This window comes from Streptomyces sp. NPDC046197 (assembly GCF_040646295.1).
GTDB lineage: Bacteria > Actinomycetota > Actinomycetes > Streptomycetales > Streptomycetaceae > Streptomyces.
This window is the reverse complement of sequence record NZ_JBEYZY010000047.1, coordinates 24,084-45,320: the sequence shown is the minus strand read 5'-3', so window position 1 is coordinate 45,320 and position 21,237 is coordinate 24,084. Positions and strand designations below refer to the sequence as shown.

Sequence of the window (21,237 nt, the reverse complement as noted above, 5' to 3'; positions counted from 1 at the left end):
GATGATCTACACCACCCCGACCCAGGCCACGGCCCACGCCCTACGGGCGGCGGCCCAGCAAATGGGTGTCGAGGAAGCCCCGCTCGGACGCTGGGTCGTGGAGCAACCGAGCCACGGTGACGAGGCCAGCCCCGGCCAGCAACTCGGAAAACCGCTCCGCCGGCCAGCTATAGGCGGGCGCCACCTTGTGGTCGAAGCGAACCGGCTCCGGTCCCTCGGTCCCGAAGAAGGACACCAGGAGCAGGCCCCCTGGTGCCAGGACACGCACCTGCTCGGCGAGCAGCGCGGGCAATTCTCCAGGTGGGGTATGGATCATCGAGTAGTGGGCCAGCACTCCGCCGAGCGCGCCGTCCTCGACCGGCAGGGCTTCCATTCGCGCTTCGTCGAACCGCAGCGCCGGATGGGCCCGCCGAGCGTGGGCGACCATGGCCGGGGAGAGGTCGAGCCCGAAGGCGTCCAGCCCCAAGTCGTGCAGCATGGCCGTCAGATGACCAGGCCCGCACCCGACGTCGGCTACCCGCAGGTTCCCCGTGCCACGCACGAGCTCGGCGAAGGTGCCGATCATGTTCCGCGCGAACGGCTGCGTCTCCAACCGATTAGCGAACATCGACGCATACAGCTCGACGACCCCGTCGTAGGCCGCCCTGGTCTCGTCCTGGTGTTTTAACACGGGAAGCAAACTAACACCCGCGCCGTTCGCAGCCGTTCTCCGGCCCCATACCGGCCCTTCCCCTCAGGACTGATCGTCCCGTCACCTGATCACGGGACGCTCTCGTTGGTTCAGAGAAGAGTTCGCCCTCGCCGCCGTGCTGCCGGTGTCGTCCGGCCTCGCGGACATCGCCGTGCTGCGCGAGCAGCTGCAGCAGTCCTTCCAGCACGACGGGCTGACCCTGCAGCCGCGCGTGCCGATCGGGAAGGTCTGCGCAGCAGACCTTCCCGGCGAGGACACCGACCGCCTCCTGCGCGCCGCCGACACAGCCACGTACAAAGTCAAGACCGGCCGCGAGGTGTTCCCGTATCTGGCGACACGGGACGACGCCTACGCCGACGCCGTCAATGGCCGCCGCGCCGGCCGCCTCGGCACGCACCTTCCGAGCGCGTGAGCCCGCGTACCGCACACGCAGAACCCCTCCCGTGGTTGCTAGCAGATCGCTAACATTTCCGCTATGTCTCTCACGCAGCTCAACACGCGCGTCCCGAAGGAACTGGCCGACAAGGTCCGCACCGCCGCGAAGCGCGCTGGCATGTCCATCAACGACTACGTGACCGAAGTCCTTGCCGCCGACCAGGCTGCCGCCGAGGGCCCTGAGGAGATGCGGCAGGCCCGCGCCCGCATGCACGCCGCCGTCGCCTACAAGAAGTGGCTGGACAGCGGACGGTCCGAGGCCGACGCCATGGACATGGACGAGGTGTTCGGGTGACGGCGGTCCCCACCCGGTTCGCCGCACACGTCGGCGAGACCATCAAGAACTTGCCCGGCCCCGACAAGGAAGAGCTCCACGAGGCCGTGCTCCGCGCCTGCAACGATCCGTGGTCGTGGCCGCAGGCCGACAAGTACGACGGCATGGACGAGTCGGTGCGCGTCATCACGACACGCGCCGTCATCGTCCACTATGTGATCATCCCGGGGCCGGACCCTCACCTGTGGGCGTTCGCCATCACGGTCTGACCTCGGCCACCTGCATCCACTGCCGCAGCAGCGACAGCACCCCATCCGTGTCGCCGGGAGCGGGTGACGCCGCTACCGAGGGCGGCCCGCCCTCGGCCGGCGCGTGAATCTGCGGCACCGGATGGCTGCCGCCGAAGGTGAGCACCAGCCCGGTCAGCACCGTGGCGGTGCAGCCGATCGCACCGACGCGCGTTCCGTGAGCACGTCAGTTCAAACGGCGAACCGGTATCTCTTCCGGTGCGCGAGCTCGCTACCAGCGGTGTTTGATCCTGTGGGCAGCCACTCCACGTGGGGTCACGCGTCGGCCCCATCGAACATCCAAGCGGCTCAGCGACGGCCTCGCCGGTCCTCGTAGTTGACGAAGTAGCTCACAACGACGAGCACGCCGAAAATCCCCAGGCCGAAGGTGCCGAGAATCGTCCAGATCCCTTTCCCGTTCAGCGCGGAGCGCACCCCACCGGCGAGCCCGCCGACGGCAAAGCACATGCCGAAGACGAGAAATCGCGAACTCTGGGGTCTCAGCCAGTGCCGCAGGTCCGGGCGGCGGCGGCCGCGCGTCGGCGGGCCTGCGGAGTGCGTCATCGGTACCTCACCTTTCCTGGCTCCCCCGGGGCGTCCACATGGGTGTCGCCCGGCCCCTTGGGCGCCTGGGGCGTGTAGTAGAAGTCGATCCCCGTCGCGATCACGGCGACCGGCACGCCGAATATCTTCTCTCCGAACTTGCCGATCGTGTTGATGAACGTGGGGCGGTGGTGTTTCCCGCGCACGTCGCTCAGGAGCGCACCCTTGGCGAGGTGCTTGCTGGCCTCTCCGCCGGCCGCGGAGGGGGCCCCGCCGATTGCGCCCTGTACCGCGCCGTTGACGTCTCCGTGCAGTGCCGCCTCGCCGCCGTCCATCCAGGAGCGATAGCTGGGGAACTCGGCAATGGGCTTGATGAAGCCGCTGCCCCACTTCGCGGGCGGCGTGTACTCCTCCGAATCCGTCTTGGTCAGCTGCGCCTGCCGGGCGTCGGTCCTCGCGTCCTGAGCGAGCCGTAGTACGTGCTGCCGAACTGGTGCTTGTCCTTGGCGAGTTGCCACAGGCCCCAGGAGCAAGTCAAGTCCGCTTCAGCCGCCCGGCCGGTGATCGCATCGATGGGTCGCTGCAGAGCGTCGAAGTCGTCCTCAGTCACTGCGTACTGGGGATCCCCGTGGGACATGCGCTGGGGCTGGACGCTACGGCTCAGCGTGCCGGCGGCATGGATCGTGATGCCCGCGGGCGGCGCGAGTGGATCAAAAATGCCAGCCGCTCTGCCTGATTGGCGACTCCGGCACCGGCAAGTCCCACATGCTCATCGCCCTGGGCACCGAGGCCGCCATGAAGGGCTACCGCGTCCGCTACACACTTGCCACCAAGCACGTGAACGAGCTGGTCGAGGCTGCCGACGAGAAGCAGCTGAACAAGACCATCGCCCGCTACGGACGCGTCGACCTCCTCTTCCCGTTCGGTCAGAACCTGGAAGAGGAGGTCGACGCGTCCAACGAGTCCTTCGGCGGTGAAGTAGGCCGCCGACGAGGTGCCCCTGGCTGGGGTCCTTTTCCGACGGCCCCGTCCCGAACGGTACGGGCGCCGTCGGCATAGCGGATGTACCGCAGCCGCCGGTAGTCCGGATCATCGGGATCGGCACTGGGAAGGCGTCGCAGCTGCCGCCGAAGCGCATGCACCGCTGCCTTGTCCCCGCGCTGACTTGCCCGTTTGATCCTCGCCTCGACGCGCCAGTACTCCCGGCTCCGCCGGCGCAGCCTGCCCCGGTTGTAGTCCGGTAGGAGGTGCTGTTCAACGAACTGATCCCACCGGTCCAAGTAGATGTTGGACAGGATCGGCGAAGCCACGCCGCCCTGCGGCGCACCGCTGAGCGTGGCCTGCCATCGCCAGTCCTCCAAATACCCGGCCTTGAGCATCTGGCGGATCAGCCGCAGAAATCGCCCGTCGTGGATCTTCTCTCCCAGAATCGCGAGCATCACCTCGTGATCCAGACTGCCGAAGCAGTCGGAGATGTCTCCTTCAACGAACCAGTGTGTTCCCTTCCAGACTTCCACCACCTCATTGAGCGCGGTGTGACAGCCCCGGCCAGGGCGAAATCCGTGGGAGTGGCGGGAGAACTGGACGTCGTAGTACGCCTCCAGCAGGAGACGGACCACCTCGGCGACCAGCTTGTCCGACCAGGTGGGCAGTCCGAGCGGACGTTTCCTCCCGTTCTTCTTCGGGATATAGGTCCGCCGCACTGGAGTCCACCGGTACGTCTCGGCGCGTAATCGGCCGATGATCGCTTCGATTTTCTCCAGGGACATACCATCCACGGTCTCCCCGGTGACCCCAGACGTCATCGCACCCTTGTTGGCGTAGATGCGCCCGTAAGCCATCAGGAACAACTGCGGGTTGAACAACTGCCGATACAGCCTTTCCAGCGGCAGACCACGCCTGCCGCGTTCCCCGAGGACGTCCAGCACCGTTGCGGCGTTCTGCATTACGCATACCTCCCATCGCCGGACGCCTCAATCACCTGTGCCCCTTTGCCCTGTGACCGGCTTTCCCGGCCTCCCTGGCAGGTCGTCACTCCTGCGACTACTACGGGCACTCCGTCGCCATAGGGCTCGCGCCCCGTAGGCGATCCCGTGGTACGTCTTCGTTGTACGTATCGAGCGCGACGTAGGCCGCCCACTCATTCCCTTGGCCGCCCTCGCTGGGAGGCGCTCTACGCCATGGAGGTTGCCCCGGCCTCCAACCGCGACCGAGGCATGGCGCGACGTCGATTATCAGGCGTCGTTTCGACGGGTGTCTTTCGCACCGCTGGGAATTGGGCTTCAAGCAATCAAGCCTTAGCCATATCGCGCGGGTCTTGCGGTGCCCCGCCCTGGACGCCTCCAGACGGACACCACTTTCCGAGCATGCTGTTGTCCCCTCACGCTTTCGCGCTCAAGTTAGCTCGGCGACCCAAGAACCTCCCTCCAAGTTCATCCCGACTACGTCGGGGATACAACGAAGCGCCTCACGGCGCACACTGGACCAAGAACTTCACCGACCCCCGCCTCTGCGCGGCCATCGTCGACCGGCTCACCTTCAACGGCACCATCATCGAAACCGGCACTGACTCCTACCGCCTCGCCAGCACCCGCGCACGAGCTGAAGAACCTGCCAAGGCCGGCTGACTCACTTGAAGGCGGACTCGACCCGACGGCGCACCGGGCCGAGGATAGGGTCGGCGCATGCGCCAGTTCACGAATAGTGAAGCCTTGTCAGGAATCGTGCATGAGGCACTGGGGGCGGGAGTCCATGTTGTCGAAGTGGACCGGTTGCGAGGCGGGAGCAAGAAGGGGGTCTACCGGGTTCACGTGGACGGATCACGTGCAGCAAGTGTGATCGTCTACAGCTGGGCCGGGGGCGAGAACTTCTGGCCTGCTGCGGAAGGCATCGACGCGACCCACCCGTTCGCTCCCGCCTCCGGGCTGGCCCCATTTCTGGCCGCTCAGCGGAGACTGGACGGCCTTGGAGTCCGGGTTCCAGGGGTACTCCTGGCTGACGACAGGCGACGTCATTACCCGGCGGATGTGGCAGTTGTCGAGGACGTTGCCGGCGGCACTCTGGAAACGCTCCTGAAGACGGATCCCGCACGCGCATCAAATGCCTTGAGCGAGCTGGCAGCAATGCTTGACGTGATGGACCAGCAGCACAGTCAGCACTACGGCAGGGTGGACGTGCTCGAACGGGGCAACAGAGCCAGTGGCGATTCGTGCGAGCAACTGGTGCTCGAGCGTGCCATCGAGGACCTCGCAGAGGCGGCCGAACGCGACCCCAGGATCGGATCAGCCGCGGCTCCCTTGCAGGATCGCCTGCAGGAGCTGGCCACACGAGTGTCTCCGCGCAGGCAACACGGACTGATCCACGGCGAACTCGGGCCCGACCACGTCCTGGTCGATGCCTCCGGACACCCCGTCCTGATCGACATCGAGGGCCTGATGTTTTTCGATGTCGAGTGGGAGCACGTGTTCCTGCAGCTTCGTTTCAGCGACCAGTACCCAGCCTTGTCACGCCCCGGGCTCGATCCAGCGCGGCTCGACCTCTACATGCTCGCGATGCGTCTCTCGCTGGTGGCTGGCCCCCTGCGCCTCCTCGACGGCGACTTCCCACAGCGCACGCTGATGCAGGGAATCGCCGAGCACAACGCGAAGGAAGCGCTGGCCCTGCTGGTCCAGTAGCACCACGTCCGCCATACGTCTCGCTCCTATCGCTACCTGCCCCGACGGGCAGTTGGCCGTCCCGCGTTCCCTTCACTCGAAAGTGCCGTCATTTCTCTTCGACATTCGCGAGCCGGCTGATCGACAACTGACTCCAAGACAGGGGCTCTGGTCCACTTCTTGTGGTCGCGTACGCAGTGTGACTGTCGATCTTCAGGCGATGGTGGTGGAGGTCGCCCGGAAATCGCTCGGCCGGATCGTGGTGTGGCAGGGCGCACCATCTCCCCCGCTGCCTCCCGGGCCGAGGTATCTAATCCGCCTCGGCCCGGTCAGACGTCAGGTCCGAGGAACCGCCTGGCTCGAGGAGCCGCCGGCTCCGGACAGGCCGATTTTGTCCCCTGCGGACCAGGTGCGGACGGCCGGGCCGTGCGGTCCGCCGACCAAGCTGCTCAGGATCTGAGCGTGGGCACTCAGCGCCGGGGGGCTCAGCACCGCGTCGTGAACGAGGAAGACCTCGCCGGGTCCGACCTCCCTGACGTAGTCGACGACCTCGGCCAGCTTCACCCACGGCGCCCCGGCCGGCGCGAGGAGCGTGCGCACCTTCTCCTCCGGGACAGTGAGCGCGTCGCCCGGGTGGAAGACCCCGTCGACCAGGAAGCCGACGTTGTCGAACTCGGCGAAGTCACGATGGATGGTGGCGTGCTTTTCCCCGTACACGTGGAATTCCAGAGGGCCGACGTCGAAAGCGTCGCCGTGCCGGACGGTATGGACGCGCCCGCCGAGGTCGGTGAGGTGGCGGGCGACCGCCGGGTTGGTCCAAATGTCGATGTCGCCGCCGGCCTCCCGCAGCCGGTCGGGGACGAAGTGGTCTGCGTGCTCATGCGTGACGAGCACCGCGTCGGCTCCCTCCAGTGCGTCGGGATCGCTGAAGCAGCCGGGGTCGATGACGACGGTGCAGCCCTCGTGCTGCAGTCGTATGCAGGAATGCCCCAGTGAGGTGATCTGCATGACTGGCCTCCCTTCCGTTTGTGCAGCCAGACTGTACAGCATTGCTGTACACCTATCCTGCGGGTACGGTGATGCCGTGAACGAGCAGGAGATCGCGAGCGACCTGCGAGCCGTCGTCGGAAACCTGGTGCGGCGCGTACGGGCCACCGATGCCATGCCGCAGGCGCAGGCCGCGGTGCTGGGCTTCCTCGACCGCGAAGGGCCCATGACCACCAGCGAGCTCGCGGCCCGGCAGCAGGTCCGCCACCAGTCGGCGGCGCGGGTCGTCGGCCAACTCGTGGAACTAGGCCTCGCCCGCCAGAAGCCCCATCCGGACGACAAACGCAAGGTCCTCGTCATGCTGACCGATCCAGGACTGCAGGCACTCCAGGCACGCCGTGGCCGCCGAGCCGACTGGCTCGCCGAGGCCATTAGGGCGGAGCTGTCCCCCGCCGAACAGCAACAGCTCGCGGAGTCCGTCGCCCTCCTCAAGCGGCTGGCCTGGCACGGCGATCGCAGCTGACCGTCCCCTGTCTCCGCGGATCGGAGCGCTCGGCCGACTGCTACTGAAGGCCGTGGCCCCCGACAACGACCGCCCAGCTGCGGCGGCTGCTGTTCCCAGCGTGGGAAAACGGCTCGTACCGAGGGATACGACGCGCTGACGTCACGCAACCGGCAACCACCGCGCGAAGTCGATGCCGCCAGCGCAGAGGACCCCGGCGATATCACCTCATCGCCGGGGTCCTCTGCTGTGATCCGCCCTCTGAACCGGGGCGTAGCCGCTTAGCCTTGTTTTCCGCGAAAACTACTGGGACACCGGGAACTGGCGACAGTTGAATACGCGAGCCCACCAGTGCCAAGGCCGTATGCATAGGGCTTGTGATGAGTTACGCCGGTCATGGCCACCGATGGGCTCCGGCAGGTTGTTCCGGCATCAGCTCCACCGGTCACCCGCCGCATGTGGCTGTGGCGCGGACTGCTGGGCGATGGGCCATTCGACTGACCCAACCTCGGCGTTATGGTCGCAATATCGTAGAATTTCCATGTTTGGTGCACCGTACTGTCCATGAGCCAAGACAGCCCCAACTCATCTAGGGGCACAGACGATGGACCACAGACGATCCCGGGAGAAGGCCACTCGGCGGCGGATGTCAAGGCGGAGAGTCCCGCGCAAGGGCCCCATACGCACCTGGAACTGGACCCACCGACCTTTGCCACCGGGGTGCGACTGGTCTGTCTCAGTTTTCTGATGTTGTTCACGGAGCTGGCGTTGATTCGCTGGACCGCTGCCAACAACGTTCATTTGGCGTACGTCACCAACTTTGTTCTGCTCGCCAGCTTCCTTGGCATCGGGGTCGGCTTTCTGCGCGCCAAGTCCCGACATGACCTGTCCTTGTGGGCGGCACCCGCCCTTGCCGTTCTGGTCGCCTTCGTGCTCGCGTACCCGGTAAAGCTGACCTCGCTCTTCACGCTCCAGGGCAGGGGAGGCGGGGCGCCGTTGCCCAAGTGGATCAGCCTGCCGGTGATTTTCGTGCTCACGGTGCTCGTGATGGCGGGCATCGGCGAAGGAGTGGCCCGCACCTTCGCCCGCTTCCGGCCACTTTCTGCGTACCGGTTGGACATCTTCGGCAGCATCGCGGGAATCACCGTCTTCTCCGGCATGGCCTTCTTGGACCTGCCTCCAGTGGCATGGGGGGCGATTGCCGCCGCTGGATTCATCGTTCTGCTCGGCCGGCGGCGCTGGTGGCAGGTGCTCGCCACAGTGGTCTCCCTCGGGCTGGTGATGGCGCTGCTCACTGTGCAGTCAGCCGTACCCAACACGTACTGGTCGCCGTACTACAAGGTGACGACCACCCAGCCGTCGCCGCGCGTCTTGAGGGTGTGGGCGAACAACATCCCGCATCAGACGGCGTTCTCGGTCACGTCATCAGGGCGCGGGTCCTTCTATTACCTCCCCTATCAGCATGTGAACCCGGCCTCGTTGAACAACGTGCTGGTCGTGGGCGCGGGTACCGGCAACGACGTGGCCGTCGCCTTGTCCGAGGGAGCCAAACACGTCGACGCCGTGGAGATCGACCCTGTCCTGCAGCGACTCGGAGCTGCGCATCATCCCGACCACCCCTACCAGAACCCCCGGGTCAGTGCGCACATCACCGATGGGCGCGCATACCTGCAGCAGACCCACCAGCGCTACGACCTGATCTTGTTCGCGCTGCCGGACTCGCTCACCCTCCTGCCCGGCCAGTCGAACCTGCGCCTGGAGAATTACCTGCTCACCGAGCAGTCGATGCGTGCCGCCAAGGCGCACCTGCACCCCACAGGCACGTTTGCTATGTACAACTACTATGAGCCGTTCCTGCTCGACCGATTCGCAGGCACCCTGGCGGCCGTCTATGGCCACCCCCCTTGCGCCGAGGTCAGCGGCAAAGCCGTGGGAGACCGCCAGCGGGCCGTTCTCACCAGCGCCATCTCCGGCCCCACGCCTTCCTGCTCGACGCCCTGGCATGGCCAGGCGAGCGCACCTGCCACCGATGATCACCCCTTCCCCTACCTGCCAACCAACACCATCCCGCCGTTCTATCTGTGGACGCTCGCACTCATCCTGGCAGCCTCGCTCCTCCTGGTGCGCACAGTGGGCGGGCCCCTGCGGAACATGACCCGCTACCTGGACCTGATGTTCATGGGCGGAGCGTTCCTGCTGCTGGAGACGAAGAACGTCGTGCAATTCGCACTGCTGTTCGGCACGACCTGGTTTGTCAATTCCCTCGTCTTCGCCGGAGTGCTGCTCAGCGTGGCAGCCGCGATCGAAACCGCCCGCTGGCTGCGCCTGCGACCTTCACCCGCGCTCTACGGCGCCCTCATGGCAGCCCTGGCGATCGCATGGCTGGTACCCGCAGACAGCCTGCTCGCCCTCTCCCCAGTACCGCGCTTTGCCGCGGCCGCTTCCGTCGCGTTCGCACCGATCTTCCTGGCCAACCTCGTCTTCGCCGCCCGCTTCAAGGGCGTCCAGGACTCGACCTCCGCATTTGGCGGGAACCTGCTCGGCGCCATGATCGGCGGAGCACTCGAATACATTGCGCTCATCACTGGCTACCGTGCTCTGCTGATCGTCACGGCCGCCCTTTACGGCCTGGCGTTCCTCGTTGGTCGCAGGAGCGGCACCGTCAAGGGCCTCCCCTCCTGACCCTGCGCCGTTGCTTGCGGGCATATCTCCACCCAAGCCCAGGAACAGCTCATGCCCGACAAGGACACGTGCCAGAACTGCGGGGCGCCCCAGCAGGAGAAGGACCGATACGGCGCGTGCGGTCGGTGCGGAGCCGGCTGGCGATGATGAGCACCGGGACCACCCCGGTCCTCGATCACCTCGCACCACTGTTGACTGTCTCGCCGACCCGCCAGCCGCGCAAGGACACCGTCTACATCGTCGACGGCACCCTGGTGCCCACCCGTGACCGCAGCATCGCCGCCTCCAGCAAGAACTACCGGTACTGGACCAACGTGCAGGTCGTCATCGACGCCAACAGCCGCCTAGTCGTGGCAACCGGCCTGCTCATCCCGAACCGCAGACGACGTGGCCAGACGCATCTCAGCCCCCAACAAGAAGCCGAGAACGCCGTCCACCCCCGGGGCGATCAACCATGCCCTCGCGCGGCCATTTTCGAGTCAGATCCTCCGCGACTGCCGCCTCAGAGGCAACGGCGTTCACCAGGCCATGCTCGGCATCACCCGACCCCACAACCTCGCCCTCACAGGGACACGCACCGCACAGAACAGCCGGTAGCCAGGAGCTCGCAGCGGATCACCCATCACTACGATCGAGAGCCACGGTCTCGCAGGGCACTGACGCCGTTGACATCAGCGAAATGTTGATAGGCATGAGCCTGGCGGCGCGCATCGCGTAGCCCCCGGGTAGCCGCCGCTTCGATTCGCCGCGCTTCGGGATTGAGCGGCATCCGCCGCCGTTCCCTGCGTACGAGCACGGTCAAAGGGATGGCGAGAATCAACGCCACGGCTACCAATGCCGCTACAACAGGCCCCATCGTCCCCGCCCCCGCAATCGCCACGGGCCGTCACCGCGATCGGCGGCCCCCTGCTTCGTTCGTCGAAGACTACTCAACCAACGTACTCACCTCACTACAGACTTGAACGGCAACTTCCGGCTGTAAATTTCAACTGAACTCTGCCGACTTCCGGCAACTGACCGCCGCCCCTGCCTCACCTCGCTCCCAGTGCGTGGGGCAGGCATGCGGGACACCCTTTAGCCGCCATTTCGGCCGGATATCTCCATACCGTCGGCCTCAGAGCCGACGGGCGGGCAGTAGCGACCGGAGACCGGGCAACCGGGGCGTGCGAGGTCGATGAGCGGGAAGACGTGGTGGCGCTCGGCGCGGGCAGCTACCACACCGTCGGGGTCACTGCGTCCGGACGCGTCCTCGCAGCGGGAGACAACAGCTACGGACGGTGCGAAGTCGGCGATTGGCGCGACATTGTCGCCGTGGCGGCCGGTTCAACACACACCCTTGGCCTGCGTGCCAACGGCACAGTCGTGACCGCAGGGAACAATGCCGACAGACAGCGCGAAGTCGATGCCTGGTCCGGAGTCCAGCTTCCATAGGCCTCCGGGCCACTCCAACGCGAACTGATATGCCGTCATTCCCGAGCCCCAGAAACCTCATTCTGATTCCAGTCCCAAGCCCGGGCCCGCGCTGAAGGCCGGCCACGAATCCGCCGGCGCCGACCTCACCTGCGCCAGGAACGGCGGCGCGGCGGATCCCGGTCTCGCGCCCGTTGCGTGCCGTCCCTGAGCCTGCCCTACCGGACGCTGGCCGCGACCTGCTCGATGCATACGTCTCTAGCGGCTCGAATCCCAACGCGGCGCGCAATGCCTCGACGCTGTCCGGATCCGGGACAGGATGCGGGACGAGCGTCCCGTCGGGGCCTTGCGTCAGCTGGGTGCCGAAGACCTGCCGCTGCCCCTGGGCGACCAGCACCCGATCCTCCAGCAGAGCGCGTGCTGTGGGTTGGCGTCGCCCGCCGTCACCACGGCCGCGAGCAGCTCCAGGCACTCCCGCTGGAAGTCGGGCCGGCGGTCGGCATGCTGCGCGAGCAGAAGGTGACCACCCGCAGGACTGACATCGAGGTCTCCTTTGCGTAGACGGCCAGCGGGTGGCAGGCCGGCACGGACCGTGCGACACAAGCGCTACACACCCACGCGAGCCTGCGGGGCACGAACATCCTCTCTCAGCAACTGCCCGCCGCTGTCCGCGAGATGGCGGAGGAATGGGCGGGTGCTGCGGGCCGTCACTCAGTCCGGTGGCGGGCCCGAAAATCCTGCCCGGATGTCGTCGAACGTAGCGGCGGTTCTCATCGAGCGTCACGGATCGCACGAACACCACCCGCGCGAGCGCCAGCCGCGTCGAAGGTGCTGATGCTATCCGCTGTCGTGGTCGCTCACGGGGCGCCGGACCGGCCGATGACCTGGCCAGAAGCCAGTTCAAGCCACTTTTGGGGACGCCCAATTTCGGGCTGCGGCATGGTACTTCGAGAATCCTTTCTCCCGGCTTCGCCCCAGGTCATCAGTCCTCTCCACAGTGCCCGGATCTTCACTGCCGACTGGTTCGGAATGACCGGATCACGGTGTCGGACCCCGCTGATTGTCAGTGGCGTGGATGAGGGTGCGTCCGCAGAGCACACCCATGCCTCGCCGAAGGAGACCGGTGCCCTCCACGCCGTCTTGCAATCCGCCGCTCGGGCTACGGCCGCATCGCTGTCCCCGTGAGGGTGAATCGAACGGGCCGGTGCCAGGCACCTAGGCCGACAGCACTTGCTGCACCCGTCCGGCATCGAACTTTCGCTCGACTCATCGCCCGAGGCTGCCCGTATCGCCCCTGTGATCAGGGACGTTGTCCGGGTGCTCTACCCGCATCCCGCTACCGAGGAGAACCCGTGAATCCCGTCCGCGTCCTTACCGCCCTTCACCCCGTGTTCGAGAACCCTCCCGCTCCGGCCACCCAGGCCATCGCCTTCCGGCGTCCCGTCGACGTGCGCCGCGCCCTGTTCGCCTCCGCATCACGACCGTCACCGGGGTGGGAGGCATGACCAACCCGAGCATGCCCGCCCCCGCCCTGCTCGCGTGGGCCGGCCGGACCCTCGGGGCCCGGCCCTCCGTCCAGGACGCCTCCCACCCGCAGAAGAACTCCCGCGTCTGGCAGCTCACCCTGCCCTCCGACGTCCGCTTCTACCTGAAGGTGTCCCCGCGCCCGTTGATGTACGAGCGCGAGACCCTCGCCCTTCGCCATGCAGCCCCGGCCCTCGGCGCCGGCCGCGCACCGCAGCTGCGCGCCTCGAGCGCGGAACACCTGGCCCTGCTCCTGACCGCGATCCCGGGACGGCCGCTCAGGCAGCTGACGTTGACGCCCGCCGAGGAAGTCCGAGCCCACCGGCAAGGTGGCGCCCTGCTGGCTCGCCTCCACGCGGCCGGCGACGTGTCCGGCCCCCGGCGTGCCGAGGCCGAGCAGGCGCTACAGGCCGCGGCAGACGGCGCCGAGAACCACCTGCGGAACGCCGGGGACCGGGTGACGCGTGCGGAGCAGAAGCTGGTTCGCGACCTGGCCGAGCAACTGCGCGCCCTTCCACCGCTGCCGCTCGCCTTCATCCACGGCGACGCCTGGGAACGCAACCTTCTGTGGTCGAAGGACCTGGGGCAGGCCGGGTGGATCGAGTTCGAACGGGCCCGGTTCGCGGCCGCGGTGCAGGACTTCGTCCCGATGGCCTGCGGCACCTGGGCGGATCGGCCCGACCTGCGGACCGCGTGCCTCCAGGGTTACGGCCGTGACCTCACACCCGAGGAACAGCACGCGCTGAAGTGCCTGGCGGCACTCGACGCGGTGAGCTGCCTGGTCTGGGGACCGAAGCTCGACGACCCCCATGTCACCGCGCGCGCCCGACGCACCCTGGACCGGCTCGTCAAGGGGGTGTTGGCGTGACGGCACCACACCAGAAGACGACCACGACGGAAGCCGGCAAGGCGGCAACGTCCGACGCGCCCGTGTCCGTTCCCACGGCCCGGATGGACCTTCCCCAGCCGTCCGCGCCGCCGGAACTCGACTACAACGGGCGCAAGCACCGTCGGGCGATGGACGACGCCACCTTGTGGGACATGGCCAGCCGCATCCCGGCCGCGCTGACCCAGACGGCCCGCCTGGCCTGGACGGTCGACCGGCGCATGACTCTCACGATCGTCGTCTGCCAGCTGCTGTCCGGCATCGGCACGGCCGTGATGCTCAGCGCCGTCGCGCAGGCTCTGCCGCAACTCATGGTCGCCGACCCCCGCGAGGGCCTTGCCCACGCATGGCCGGCGCTGACCGTTGCCGTCGTGGCGATGGCCACCGGCGCGGCCATGTGGATCCTCGCGGACTGGGCGACCCGGCGCCTGAACCCGAAGATCGCCTCCGCCGCGGATCTGGAGCTCGTCGACCTCCACATGCGAGCGGAGCTCGCCGCCTACGACGCGGAGGGCTTCGGCGACCGGAGCCAGGCGGCGGAGATCGGCGCCCTGCGCGCCGTCGACCTCGCCGACGACGCCAAGACCCTCACCAACGGGCTCGTCCAGCTCGCCTCGGCGGCCGCGGTGCTCACCTCGCTCCACCCGCTGCTACTCGGTGTACTGCTGCTGTCCGTCGTCCCCCGCGGCCTGGGCGGAGTAATCGCCGCGCGGGTCGACTACCGCGTCCACGACCGGACGATCTCCGCCCGCAACGTACGCGGGATGATGCGCTGGTGGCTGACGACGGCCGAACTCGCCGACGAGCTGAGAGCCAACACCATGCGCGGCTACCTGCATTTTTGGTACCGAGCGATGTGCGACCGCGTCGAAGGCCGCGAACTCGAGGGGGCGAAGCCCTACCTGCGGATCACGCTGCTGGCCGCATCCCTCGGCGGCCTGTTCACCCTCGGCATGTGGGCCTCGCTCGCCGGGCTGGTACTCGCGGGCTCCATGTCGACGGCGATCGCCGGTACCGCCGTCGTCGCCTCCCAGACCGCCGGCCGCGCCCTGAACTCGATCATCAGATACAGCACGGTCATGTTCCATCACGGCCTCTACCTCTCCGACTACTACGAGTTCATCGACGAGGTCCGCGCCATGACCACGGCCCGCGGCACCGCGCAGGCCAAGCCCCCGCAACAGATCCGACTGGAAGACGCCTCCTACACCTACCCGAGCAAGGAGACCGCGGCCGTCCAGCCGATCACCCTCACGCTGAACCGCGGCGAGGTCGTCGCCCTGGTCGGGGAAAACGGCGCCGGCAAGTCGACCCTGATCCGGATGCTCACCGGACTGACCGTGCCCACCGCCGGCAAAGTGCTGTGGGACGACACCGATCTGGCCAGCGCCGACGCGGAGACGGTGTGGCGGCACGTGGGCCTGGTCCCGCAGAAGAACGGGCACTGGCCGCTCGCCGCCCGGGAAAACATCACGTTGGGCCAGCCCCGGGAGCACGGCGACGAGCGGATCTGGGACGCGGCGGAGCGGGTCGGCATGGCCAAGGCACTGCGTGAACTGCCCCATCAGCTGGGGACGCTGCTCGCCCGGTCGGTGTGGGGCGGCCACGAGCTGTCCGGCGGCCAGTGGCAGCGCCTGGCATGCGCGAGGGCGATGTACCGGGAGCCGGCCGTGCTCGTCCTGGACGAGCCGACCAGCGAGATGGACGCCCGCGGCGAGCACCAGGTCTTCCGGGAACTGCGGGCCATGGCCCCGGACCGGATCACCGTGGTGGTCACCCACAGGTTGGACAACGTGCGGATGGCCGACCGGGTCATCGTCCTTGACCAAGGCACCGTCCGGGAACAGGGCTCCTTCGACGAACTCATCGCGACCGAGGGAAGTCTGCTGGGCGAGCTGTACGCCCTCGCCCAGGACCGCTGACCAGCGGCCACCAACGGAAGTCAACGCGGGGCCTCGCAAGCCGGCGCGGCCCCGCCTCTCCCCCGACACCGAGGAGCACCATGGACAGCACGGAGCCCGAAGCCGTCAACGCCCGAGCCTGGACCAGGTACGGGGACCACCATCTCCAACGCGGCACCTGCGTCCCGGAGGTGGACCGGATCTCCTGGGGATTCTGGCCGACCGGCCCCGGCGCGGAAGTCCTCGGCAGCCTCACGGGCCTGCGCGTCCTGGACCTGGGATCCGGCCTGGGCAAACACGCCGCCCACCTGGTGCGCGAGTGCGGCGCCACGGTTGACGCCGTTGAAGCATCCGCCAGCCAGCACGCGCGGGCTGTCGCCCGGTACAGCGATCTACCAGGGCTGTCCCTGATCCACGCCGACGCCGTAGAACATCTGCAGCGGGCCGAGCCCTACGACGTGATCTACTCCATCCACGGCTTCGGCTACATCGACCCCCACCGCCTGATGCCCGCCCTCCGCAACGCCCTCAAGCCCGGCGGGATCCTCGCTTTCTCCGTACTGCACACCAACTCCCACGGCCGCGGCCCCTCATCGAGCGTGACCCCCCGCACGGAGATCCTCCCGCTCGCCAACGGCGAGGACCAGCGCGTCGAGATGTGGGTCCTCACGCCGAAGCTATGGGAGGACTGATACGCGGACGTTGGCGCAGCGGGAGGAGGCGAAGGCGGCCGAGTTGTCAGCGGCGGGGATGCCCACCAGCGCGGTCACGGTGCGGCGGATGCGGGCCCGTTACGGCCAGGACGGGGTGTGGGGGCTGGCGGGCCACACGGCCTCGATCGACTCCGGGGCGTGCGGACGAGCGGGTGGTGGCGGCACTGCAGATGGTCCCGGCGCCGATGCGGCCCGCCAGGCCCGAGGCGCTGGCCATGCAGCAGTCGGTGGTCCCCTACGCGCGGCTGCTGAGCGTGGACGCCCGGCTGGAAGGGGCCGTGGCGCGGCCGGTGATCAGGCGTCCGGCAGGTGAAACCGGTGGGCGAACTGGTGACGCCGAAGAGTGCACTGGCGAGTATCACACCGTCATCGGAGCCGGGCGCTACCTGATGGGCGACGCCATCAAGTCGGACTACGCCTGCTTCAAGTACCTGCAGGCGATGGGCGACCACATCCAGAACCACACCCTGCACCACCCGGTGATGAGCAAGCTCCCGTTGGCCCGCCAGAAGGAGGAGGTGCGGCGACCAGGAGTTCCCATCAAGGAGTACGGCAGCGCGCCGCTGCTCTTCCGCCCGCCTTACGGCGCGTACGACAAGGACACCGAGAGCGCAGTGGGTGAGCGCGGGACCCGGGCGATCGTGTGGTGGCGGGAGCCCATGCGAATCCGCACCCCGCAGTACCAGGTGCCGGACAAGAAGCTGCGCCCCGGCGACATCATCCTGGCCCACGTCCGCGGGCCTGCCTAGCTCAAAGGCGCCACGATGACCGAGATGTTCGGCAACCTGCTCACCCGCATCCAGCAACAGGGGTTCGCGGTGGCACGCCTGGAGGACTACATCCAACCACCAGCCGGTCGCTGAGCCGGCCGGATGCACGACGGGGCAGTCACCGCCGAAGTAACGTGCTCGGAGAAGCCTGGCCGGGCGCACGCGCCCTTCTCACGCCGCGGTCACAGCAGCGACAGGCGCCGGTGCGCGACGCCAGGGCGCCGGGGTTGCGCGCCGTGGTTGCTCGACGGGCGAGCTCAACCGGTGCCGGTGCCCGGCGGGGTGCAGGCTGCCAGCCGGGTTCCGCCGTGGGTGCTGAGGAAGACCAGCAGGTCGCAGATGGACTGGCCCAGTACCTGGTCGTGGCCTGCCCCGGGGTAGGTGTGCTCGAGCACGGCGGGCGAGCCGAGCCGGCGCAGGTGGGCGACGACCTGGTCGGTCCAGGCGGGCGGCACGTCGTGGTCGGCCTCACCTTGGATGATCAGTGCGGGGACGGGGACAGGGGCGCGGTCGGGGTCGCCGTAGGCGCCCATCCGCTCCCCGATCCGGTGCAGCTGGTCGGCACTCAGCGGCAGCATCTTCCCGGTGTCCAAGCCCTTGAGCAGCGGCGCGTTGTTCGTGGAGCATTCGGCGAGGATCCGGGAGGCGGTGGCGGCTGCCGCGTTCCCCAGCAGCGAGCGCAGGCTCACCGACGCGTTGGTGGGGTCGGTGGCCGCCAGCCCGGCCAGGGAGTAGAGCGCGAAGGACAGCTCGCCGGGTACGCGGGAGGCTTTCACCCCGGCGAGCATCGACTCCAGGTGGCTGGCCGGGGCGATGGCCACCACCCCACCCAGGCGCTGAGCGGCAGGTGGGTGTGCCGCGTGGGCGGCGAACAGGGCGGCCTGGCCTCCTTGGGAGTGCCCGACGGCGAACCACACCCGCCCGAGGCCGGGCTCCAATCGGTGGGCAGCGGTGACGATGTCGGCCACCGCGTTGCCCTCGTCGGTGCCGACGAGGTAGGTGTGCATGCCCGGGGTCCCGAGCCCGGGGTAGTCGGAGGCGGCGACGGCGTACCCGGCGTGTACGAGCGCAGCGAGTTCCTGGCTGTAGGCGCCTGAGCCGACATCGGGTAGTTGCGAGGGGGCGCAGGCGTCGGCCACGCCGGTGGTGCCGTGCGCCCAGGACACCACCGGCCAGCCGTCCTGAGGAGGAGCGCCGGGTGGCAGCAGTACGGTTCCGCTGACCGGGACGTCCCTGCCGTGGGCGTCGGTGGAGTGATACAGCACGGTCCAGCGCCGGGCGCCGGCCAGCCGGGCATCGGGGCCGTGGCCGGTCGCGGCGATCAGTACGCCCGGGGTCCCGGCCGGCAGCGGCTCAGGCACCCGGTAGGTGTGGCCCGCCATGGCCACCGGCGCGGGCGCAGCGCTGGTCGCAGGACGGTTGACCGCCGGGTCGGCCGCAGTATGGGAGGAGAAGCAGCCGCCCGCGCCCGCCGCGACCACGGCCGAGACCGCAGCGGTCAGTGCTCCAGCCATGCGCCGGGGCCGCGGCGCCCGGCCCGGACGCTGGGCCGCGGTCTGAAGGCGGTGCCGGATCTCCATGGTGGCCTGGTCCCTTTCGGGCGGAACCTGTCAGCTGAGATCACCCTGGCATCGCCACCGGCCTCGCGCATCCGGTGATCCACCGCCGGTGATCCACCACCGGTGATCCACCGCCCCCGCCAAGCGCGGGTGGGCAAGCAGGGAACCACCAACTGCCTCAATCTGCCCGCCGAAGTCGAGCGTGACCAGGTTCAGGAAATGCCGCAACTCTGCCACCAAGGCGGCATTCCCAGCTTCCGTCCTGGTGATGGTCGACATGGCGGTCTCGCCGCTCCCCCGCTGCGTCGCGTGTCGTGTCATCGGATGCCACACTCCGGCCTATCCCCCCGGCGGTCGTCACGGCTCTCGCCTCCCACGGCCCGGCCTCCCTGGGGCTCTCTCGCCGCCGCGACGCTCCTGTCGGCCGTCGCCCGCTGACCGGGCCCGCCCCGGCGCGCCGCCCGCCGGGGAAACCCGGGGATGGCGTACCGCAACCGCAGTGGCCGAAAATGTGTCTTCCCACGCGTGGCTCAGCCGCCCGGACGTGGGTGAGGCTCCGGAGGCACGGCGTCCTGGGGGGATGCGATGAACACATGGGCGGTGCCCGGATACAGGGATTCACAGGAGCTCGGGTCGGGGGCGAGCGGCCGGGTCGTCCTGGCCGTGCACGAGGAGACCGGCGTTCCGGTCGCGGTGAAGTACCTCAGCGACGCACTGCGGACCCAGCCCGACTTCGTGCACGGCTTCCGGGCGGAGGCGCGGCTGCTCGGCGGGCTCCACAGCCCGCACGTCACGGAGTTGTACGAGTACGTCGAGAGCCCGGACGGCGCTGCCATCGTGATGGAGCTGGTGGACGGCGTCCCGTTGCGGGCCCTGCTGCGCGAACGGGGACCCCTCGGCCCCGAGGCCGCCCTCGTCGTCCTCAAGGGATCGCTGCTCGGCCTGGCCGACGCGCACCGCGTCGGCGTCGTCCACCGCGACTACAAGCCGGAGAACGTCCTGGTCATGCCGGACGGATCCTCCAAGCTCGTCGACTTCGGGATCGCGGTGGACGCGGGCACCAGCGCCGGCGTGGCGGGAACGCCGTCCTACATGGCCCCGGAGCAGTGGACCGGCGCCCCCGCCTCTCCCGCCGCCGACGTGTACGCGGCCACGGCCACCTTCTTCGAGTGCCTGACCGGCCACAAGCCGTACGCGGGAGACAACCTCGCCGAACTCGCGCTGCAGCACGTCGACGCGCCCATCCCCGCCGACGAGGCCCCCGAGGCGGTGCGTGAACTGGTGCGCCGCGGCCTGGCCAAGGACCCCGGGGAACGGCAGGCCGGGGCCGGGGCGTTCGTCACGGAACTGGAGGCGGCCGCCGGCGCCGCCTACGGGCCCGACTGGGAGGAACGGGGCCGCGGCCGGCTCGCCGCCCTGGTGGCCCTGCTGCCGCTGCTGCTGCCCTCGGCCCGCAGCGGGCCCCGGACCACCACGGACACCGCGCGCACCGTCCTGGGGCCCGGGCCGGGCCGCGGCGGGGCCGGGTCGTGGCTGCCCGGCCGGCCCGGGACGCTCGTGTCGGCCGCCGCCGTGCTCCTCGGTGTCCTGCTGACCTACGGCGTCCAGTACGCCCCGGGAGCCGCTTCTCAGCAGACGGCGCAGGCCCTGGCCACCACCCGTGCCCGGCCCCGCGCGGAGCCGGCGTCGCCCACCGCGTCGCCCTCCCCGTCCGCGTCGCCGAGCGCATCGGCCGACCTGTCCCCGTCTCCGGGCCTGTCGCCCTCGGGCACGGCGGCCACCGGTTCCGGTGACCCCTGGGCCTCCGCCACGGCGGCACCGGCCACGAAGACCACGGGGCCCGGCGGCGCGGCCACCACGGGGGCACCGGCCACCACCTCCCCCGCCTCGCCCGCCGCTCCCGTGGTCAAGAACGTCGCGGTGTCCTCCTTCCGGCAGACGGGCCCCACGACCGCCACGGCGACCATCAACGTCACCACGGACGGCACCGGGCCGGTCTCCGTCACCGTCTCGTGGTCCTCGGGCAACCTGCCGGGACAGCTCGGCGCGCCGGACGGTACGTCCCAGACCTTCCGGCGCAGCGGCGCCACCCAGTACACGATCACCGTCGACCACACCTTCGGCAACGGTGGCTGCTACTGGGCGGTGCAGGCCACGACCGCTCCGGCCGCCACCGGCGGCGGTGCCTCGCAGCAGCTTCTGACCAGGCAATGTGAGATCAGATGACCGCTCAGAACGACCACTCGCCCGCACCCGCCGAGGACGGCGAGCCCACCCAGGTGCTGTCACCCGGCGGCGAGGCCACGCAGGTGCTGCCGCCTATGGGCGAGCCCACCCAGGTGCTGTCACCCGGCGGCGAGGCCACGCAGGTGCTGCCGCCTATGGGCGAGCCCACCCAGGTGCTGTCACCCGGCGGCGAG

Annotated in this window: 20 protein-coding genes and 6 pseudogenes; 17 read left to right on the top strand and 9 right to left on the bottom strand. The window is 68.8% G+C overall.

Translation table 11 applies throughout. From position 1 onward, the window contains the following. Positions 1-40: 40 nt before the first annotated feature. Positions 41-670 (bottom strand): class I SAM-dependent methyltransferase, encoded by a 630-nt coding sequence (locus AB0A61_RS36825; RefSeq protein WP_361302595.1) that lies wholly within the window; start codon positions 668-670, stop codon positions 41-43. Positions 671-755: 85 nt separating this feature from the next. Here AB0A61_RS36825 and AB0A61_RS36820 point away from each other — a divergent pair, with 85 nt between their 5' ends. From AB0A61_RS36820 to AB0A61_RS36810, 3 genes are all read left to right on the top strand, one after another. After that, a complete protein-coding gene (locus AB0A61_RS36820) occupies positions 756-1,103 on the top strand; it encodes a diguanylate cyclase (RefSeq protein ID WP_361302631.1) in 348 nt (115 codons plus the stop codon). Positions 1,104-1,166: 63 nt separating this feature from the next. Further along, positions 1,167-1,421, top strand: coding sequence for a toxin-antitoxin system HicB family antitoxin (locus tag AB0A61_RS36815; RefSeq protein ID WP_361302592.1), 255 nt, complete (start codon positions 1,167-1,169; stop codon positions 1,419-1,421). Then, positions 1,418-1,669, top strand: a complete 252-nt coding sequence (locus tag AB0A61_RS36810) for a hypothetical protein (RefSeq protein ID WP_361302589.1) — start codon at positions 1,418-1,420, stop codon at positions 1,667-1,669. The genes AB0A61_RS36815 and AB0A61_RS36810 overlap by 4 nt, the downstream gene beginning before the upstream one ends. Here the strand turns inward: AB0A61_RS36810 and AB0A61_RS36805 are convergent. From AB0A61_RS36805 to AB0A61_RS36795, 3 genes are all read right to left on the bottom strand, one after another. Then, positions 1,659-1,829, bottom strand: a complete 171-nt coding sequence (locus AB0A61_RS36805; protein ID WP_361302586.1) for a hypothetical protein — start codon at positions 1,827-1,829, stop codon at positions 1,659-1,661. The two genes, AB0A61_RS36810 and AB0A61_RS36805, sit on opposite strands and share 11 nt — an antisense overlap. Positions 1,830-1,996: 167 nt before the next feature. Then, a complete protein-coding gene (locus AB0A61_RS36800) occupies positions 1,997-2,251 on the bottom strand; it encodes a hypothetical protein (RefSeq protein ID WP_361302583.1) in 255 nt (84 codons plus the stop codon). Beyond that, on the bottom strand, positions 2,248-2,748 hold the full coding sequence (locus AB0A61_RS36795; RefSeq protein WP_361302581.1) for a hypothetical protein: 501 nt from the start codon (positions 2,746-2,748) through the stop codon (positions 2,248-2,250). The genes AB0A61_RS36800 and AB0A61_RS36795 overlap by 4 nt, the downstream gene beginning before the upstream one ends. Before the next feature lie 205 nt (positions 2,749-2,953). On the opposite strand from AB0A61_RS36795, the pseudogene AB0A61_RS36790 reads away from it, so the two are divergent. After that, positions 2,954-3,139 (top strand): annotated as a pseudogene (locus AB0A61_RS36790) (ATP-binding protein); the annotation flags it as partial. 140 nt (positions 3,140-3,279) lie between these two features. Here the strand turns inward: AB0A61_RS36790 and AB0A61_RS36785 are convergent. After that, positions 3,280-4,176 (bottom strand): annotated as a pseudogene (locus tag AB0A61_RS36785) (reverse transcriptase domain-containing protein); the annotation flags it as partial. A gap of 510 nt (positions 4,177-4,686) precedes the next feature. Here AB0A61_RS36785 and AB0A61_RS36780 point away from each other — a divergent pair. Together AB0A61_RS36780 and AB0A61_RS36775 are read left to right on the top strand one after the other, a co-directional pair. Then, a pseudogene (locus tag AB0A61_RS36780) lies at positions 4,687-4,857 on the top strand (ATP-binding protein); the annotation flags it as partial. Between the two features lie 57 nt (positions 4,858-4,914). Then, on the top strand, positions 4,915-5,904 hold the full coding sequence (locus tag AB0A61_RS36775; RefSeq protein WP_361302578.1) for a phosphotransferase: 990 nt from the start codon (positions 4,915-4,917) through the stop codon (positions 5,902-5,904). Between the two features lie 315 nt (positions 5,905-6,219). On the opposite strand, the gene AB0A61_RS36770 is transcribed toward AB0A61_RS36775, so the two are convergent. Next, complete coding sequence (locus AB0A61_RS36770) at positions 6,220-6,891, bottom strand: MBL fold metallo-hydrolase (RefSeq protein ID WP_361302575.1); 672 nt, start codon at positions 6,889-6,891, stop codon at positions 6,220-6,222. 76 nt (positions 6,892-6,967) lie between these two features. Here AB0A61_RS36770 and AB0A61_RS36765 point away from each other — a divergent pair, with 76 nt between their 5' ends. The 4 genes and pseudogenes from AB0A61_RS36765 (at position 6,968) to AB0A61_RS36750 (ending at position 11,485) form a co-directional block, all read left to right on the top strand. Further along, positions 6,968-7,393, top strand: coding sequence for a MarR family transcriptional regulator (locus tag AB0A61_RS36765; protein ID WP_361302572.1), 426 nt, complete (start codon positions 6,968-6,970; stop codon positions 7,391-7,393). 543 nt (positions 7,394-7,936) lie between these two features. Beyond that, positions 7,937-10,054, top strand: coding sequence for a spermidine synthase (locus AB0A61_RS36760; protein ID WP_361302569.1), 2,118 nt, complete (start codon positions 7,937-7,939; stop codon positions 10,052-10,054). Between the two features lie 167 nt (positions 10,055-10,221). Further along, a pseudogene (locus tag AB0A61_RS36755) lies at positions 10,222-10,651 on the top strand (IS5/IS1182 family transposase); the annotation flags it as partial. A gap of 429 nt (positions 10,652-11,080) precedes the next feature. Further along, positions 11,081-11,485 (top strand): hypothetical protein, encoded by a 405-nt coding sequence (locus AB0A61_RS36750; protein WP_361302628.1) that lies wholly within the window; start codon positions 11,081-11,083, stop codon positions 11,483-11,485. Between the two features lie 286 nt (positions 11,486-11,771). Here the strand turns inward: AB0A61_RS36750 and AB0A61_RS36745 are convergent. Then, positions 11,772-11,861 (bottom strand): annotated as a pseudogene (locus AB0A61_RS36745) (hypothetical protein); the annotation flags it as partial. Between the two features lie 20 nt (positions 11,862-11,881). Here AB0A61_RS36745 and AB0A61_RS36740 point away from each other — a divergent pair. The 5 genes from AB0A61_RS36740 to AB0A61_RS36720 all read left to right on the top strand — a co-directional run bounded on the left by AB0A61_RS36740 (position 11,882) and on the right by AB0A61_RS36720 (position 17,237). Then, positions 11,882-12,025, top strand: a complete 144-nt coding sequence (locus AB0A61_RS36740; protein ID WP_361302566.1) for a hypothetical protein — start codon at positions 11,882-11,884, stop codon at positions 12,023-12,025. Positions 12,026-12,965: 940 nt separating this feature from the next. Further along, complete coding sequence (locus tag AB0A61_RS36735; RefSeq protein WP_361302563.1) at positions 12,966-13,856, top strand: phosphotransferase; 891 nt, start codon at positions 12,966-12,968, stop codon at positions 13,854-13,856. Positions 13,857-13,939: 83 nt separating this feature from the next. Further along, positions 13,940-15,796 (top strand): ABC transporter ATP-binding protein, encoded by a 1,857-nt coding sequence (locus AB0A61_RS36730; protein WP_361302625.1) that lies wholly within the window; start codon positions 13,940-13,942, stop codon positions 15,794-15,796. Positions 15,797-15,876: 80 nt separating this feature from the next. Further along, positions 15,877-16,467, top strand: a complete 591-nt coding sequence (locus AB0A61_RS36725; protein WP_361302560.1) for a class I SAM-dependent methyltransferase — start codon at positions 15,877-15,879, stop codon at positions 16,465-16,467. A 176-nt stretch (positions 16,468-16,643) separates the two neighbouring features. Beyond that, positions 16,644-17,237 (top strand): polysaccharide deacetylase family protein, encoded by a 594-nt coding sequence (locus AB0A61_RS36720; RefSeq protein ID WP_361302557.1) that lies wholly within the window; start codon positions 16,644-16,646, stop codon positions 17,235-17,237. Positions 17,238-17,515: 278 nt separating this feature from the next. On the opposite strand, the gene AB0A61_RS36715 is transcribed toward AB0A61_RS36720, so the two are convergent. Together AB0A61_RS36715 and AB0A61_RS36710 are read right to left on the bottom strand one after the other, a co-directional pair. Then, complete coding sequence (locus tag AB0A61_RS36715) at positions 17,516-18,772, bottom strand: alpha/beta fold hydrolase (RefSeq protein ID WP_361302554.1); 1,257 nt, start codon at positions 18,770-18,772, stop codon at positions 17,516-17,518. A gap of 96 nt (positions 18,773-18,868) precedes the next feature. Then, complete coding sequence (locus AB0A61_RS36710) at positions 18,869-19,096, bottom strand: hypothetical protein (protein ID WP_361302551.1); 228 nt, start codon at positions 19,094-19,096, stop codon at positions 18,869-18,871. 306 nt (positions 19,097-19,402) lie between these two features. Here AB0A61_RS36710 and AB0A61_RS36705 point away from each other — a divergent pair, with 306 nt between their 5' ends. Together AB0A61_RS36705 and AB0A61_RS36700 are read left to right on the top strand one after the other, a co-directional pair. Beyond that, positions 19,403-21,043: a serine/threonine-protein kinase gene (locus AB0A61_RS36705; protein WP_361302548.1), complete on the top strand. Its 1,641-nt coding sequence runs from the start codon at positions 19,403-19,405 to the stop codon at positions 21,041-21,043. Beyond that, positions 21,040-21,237, top strand: a pseudogene (locus tag AB0A61_RS36700) (hypothetical protein); the annotation flags it as partial. The gene AB0A61_RS36705 and the pseudogene AB0A61_RS36700, both read left to right, overlap by 4 nt.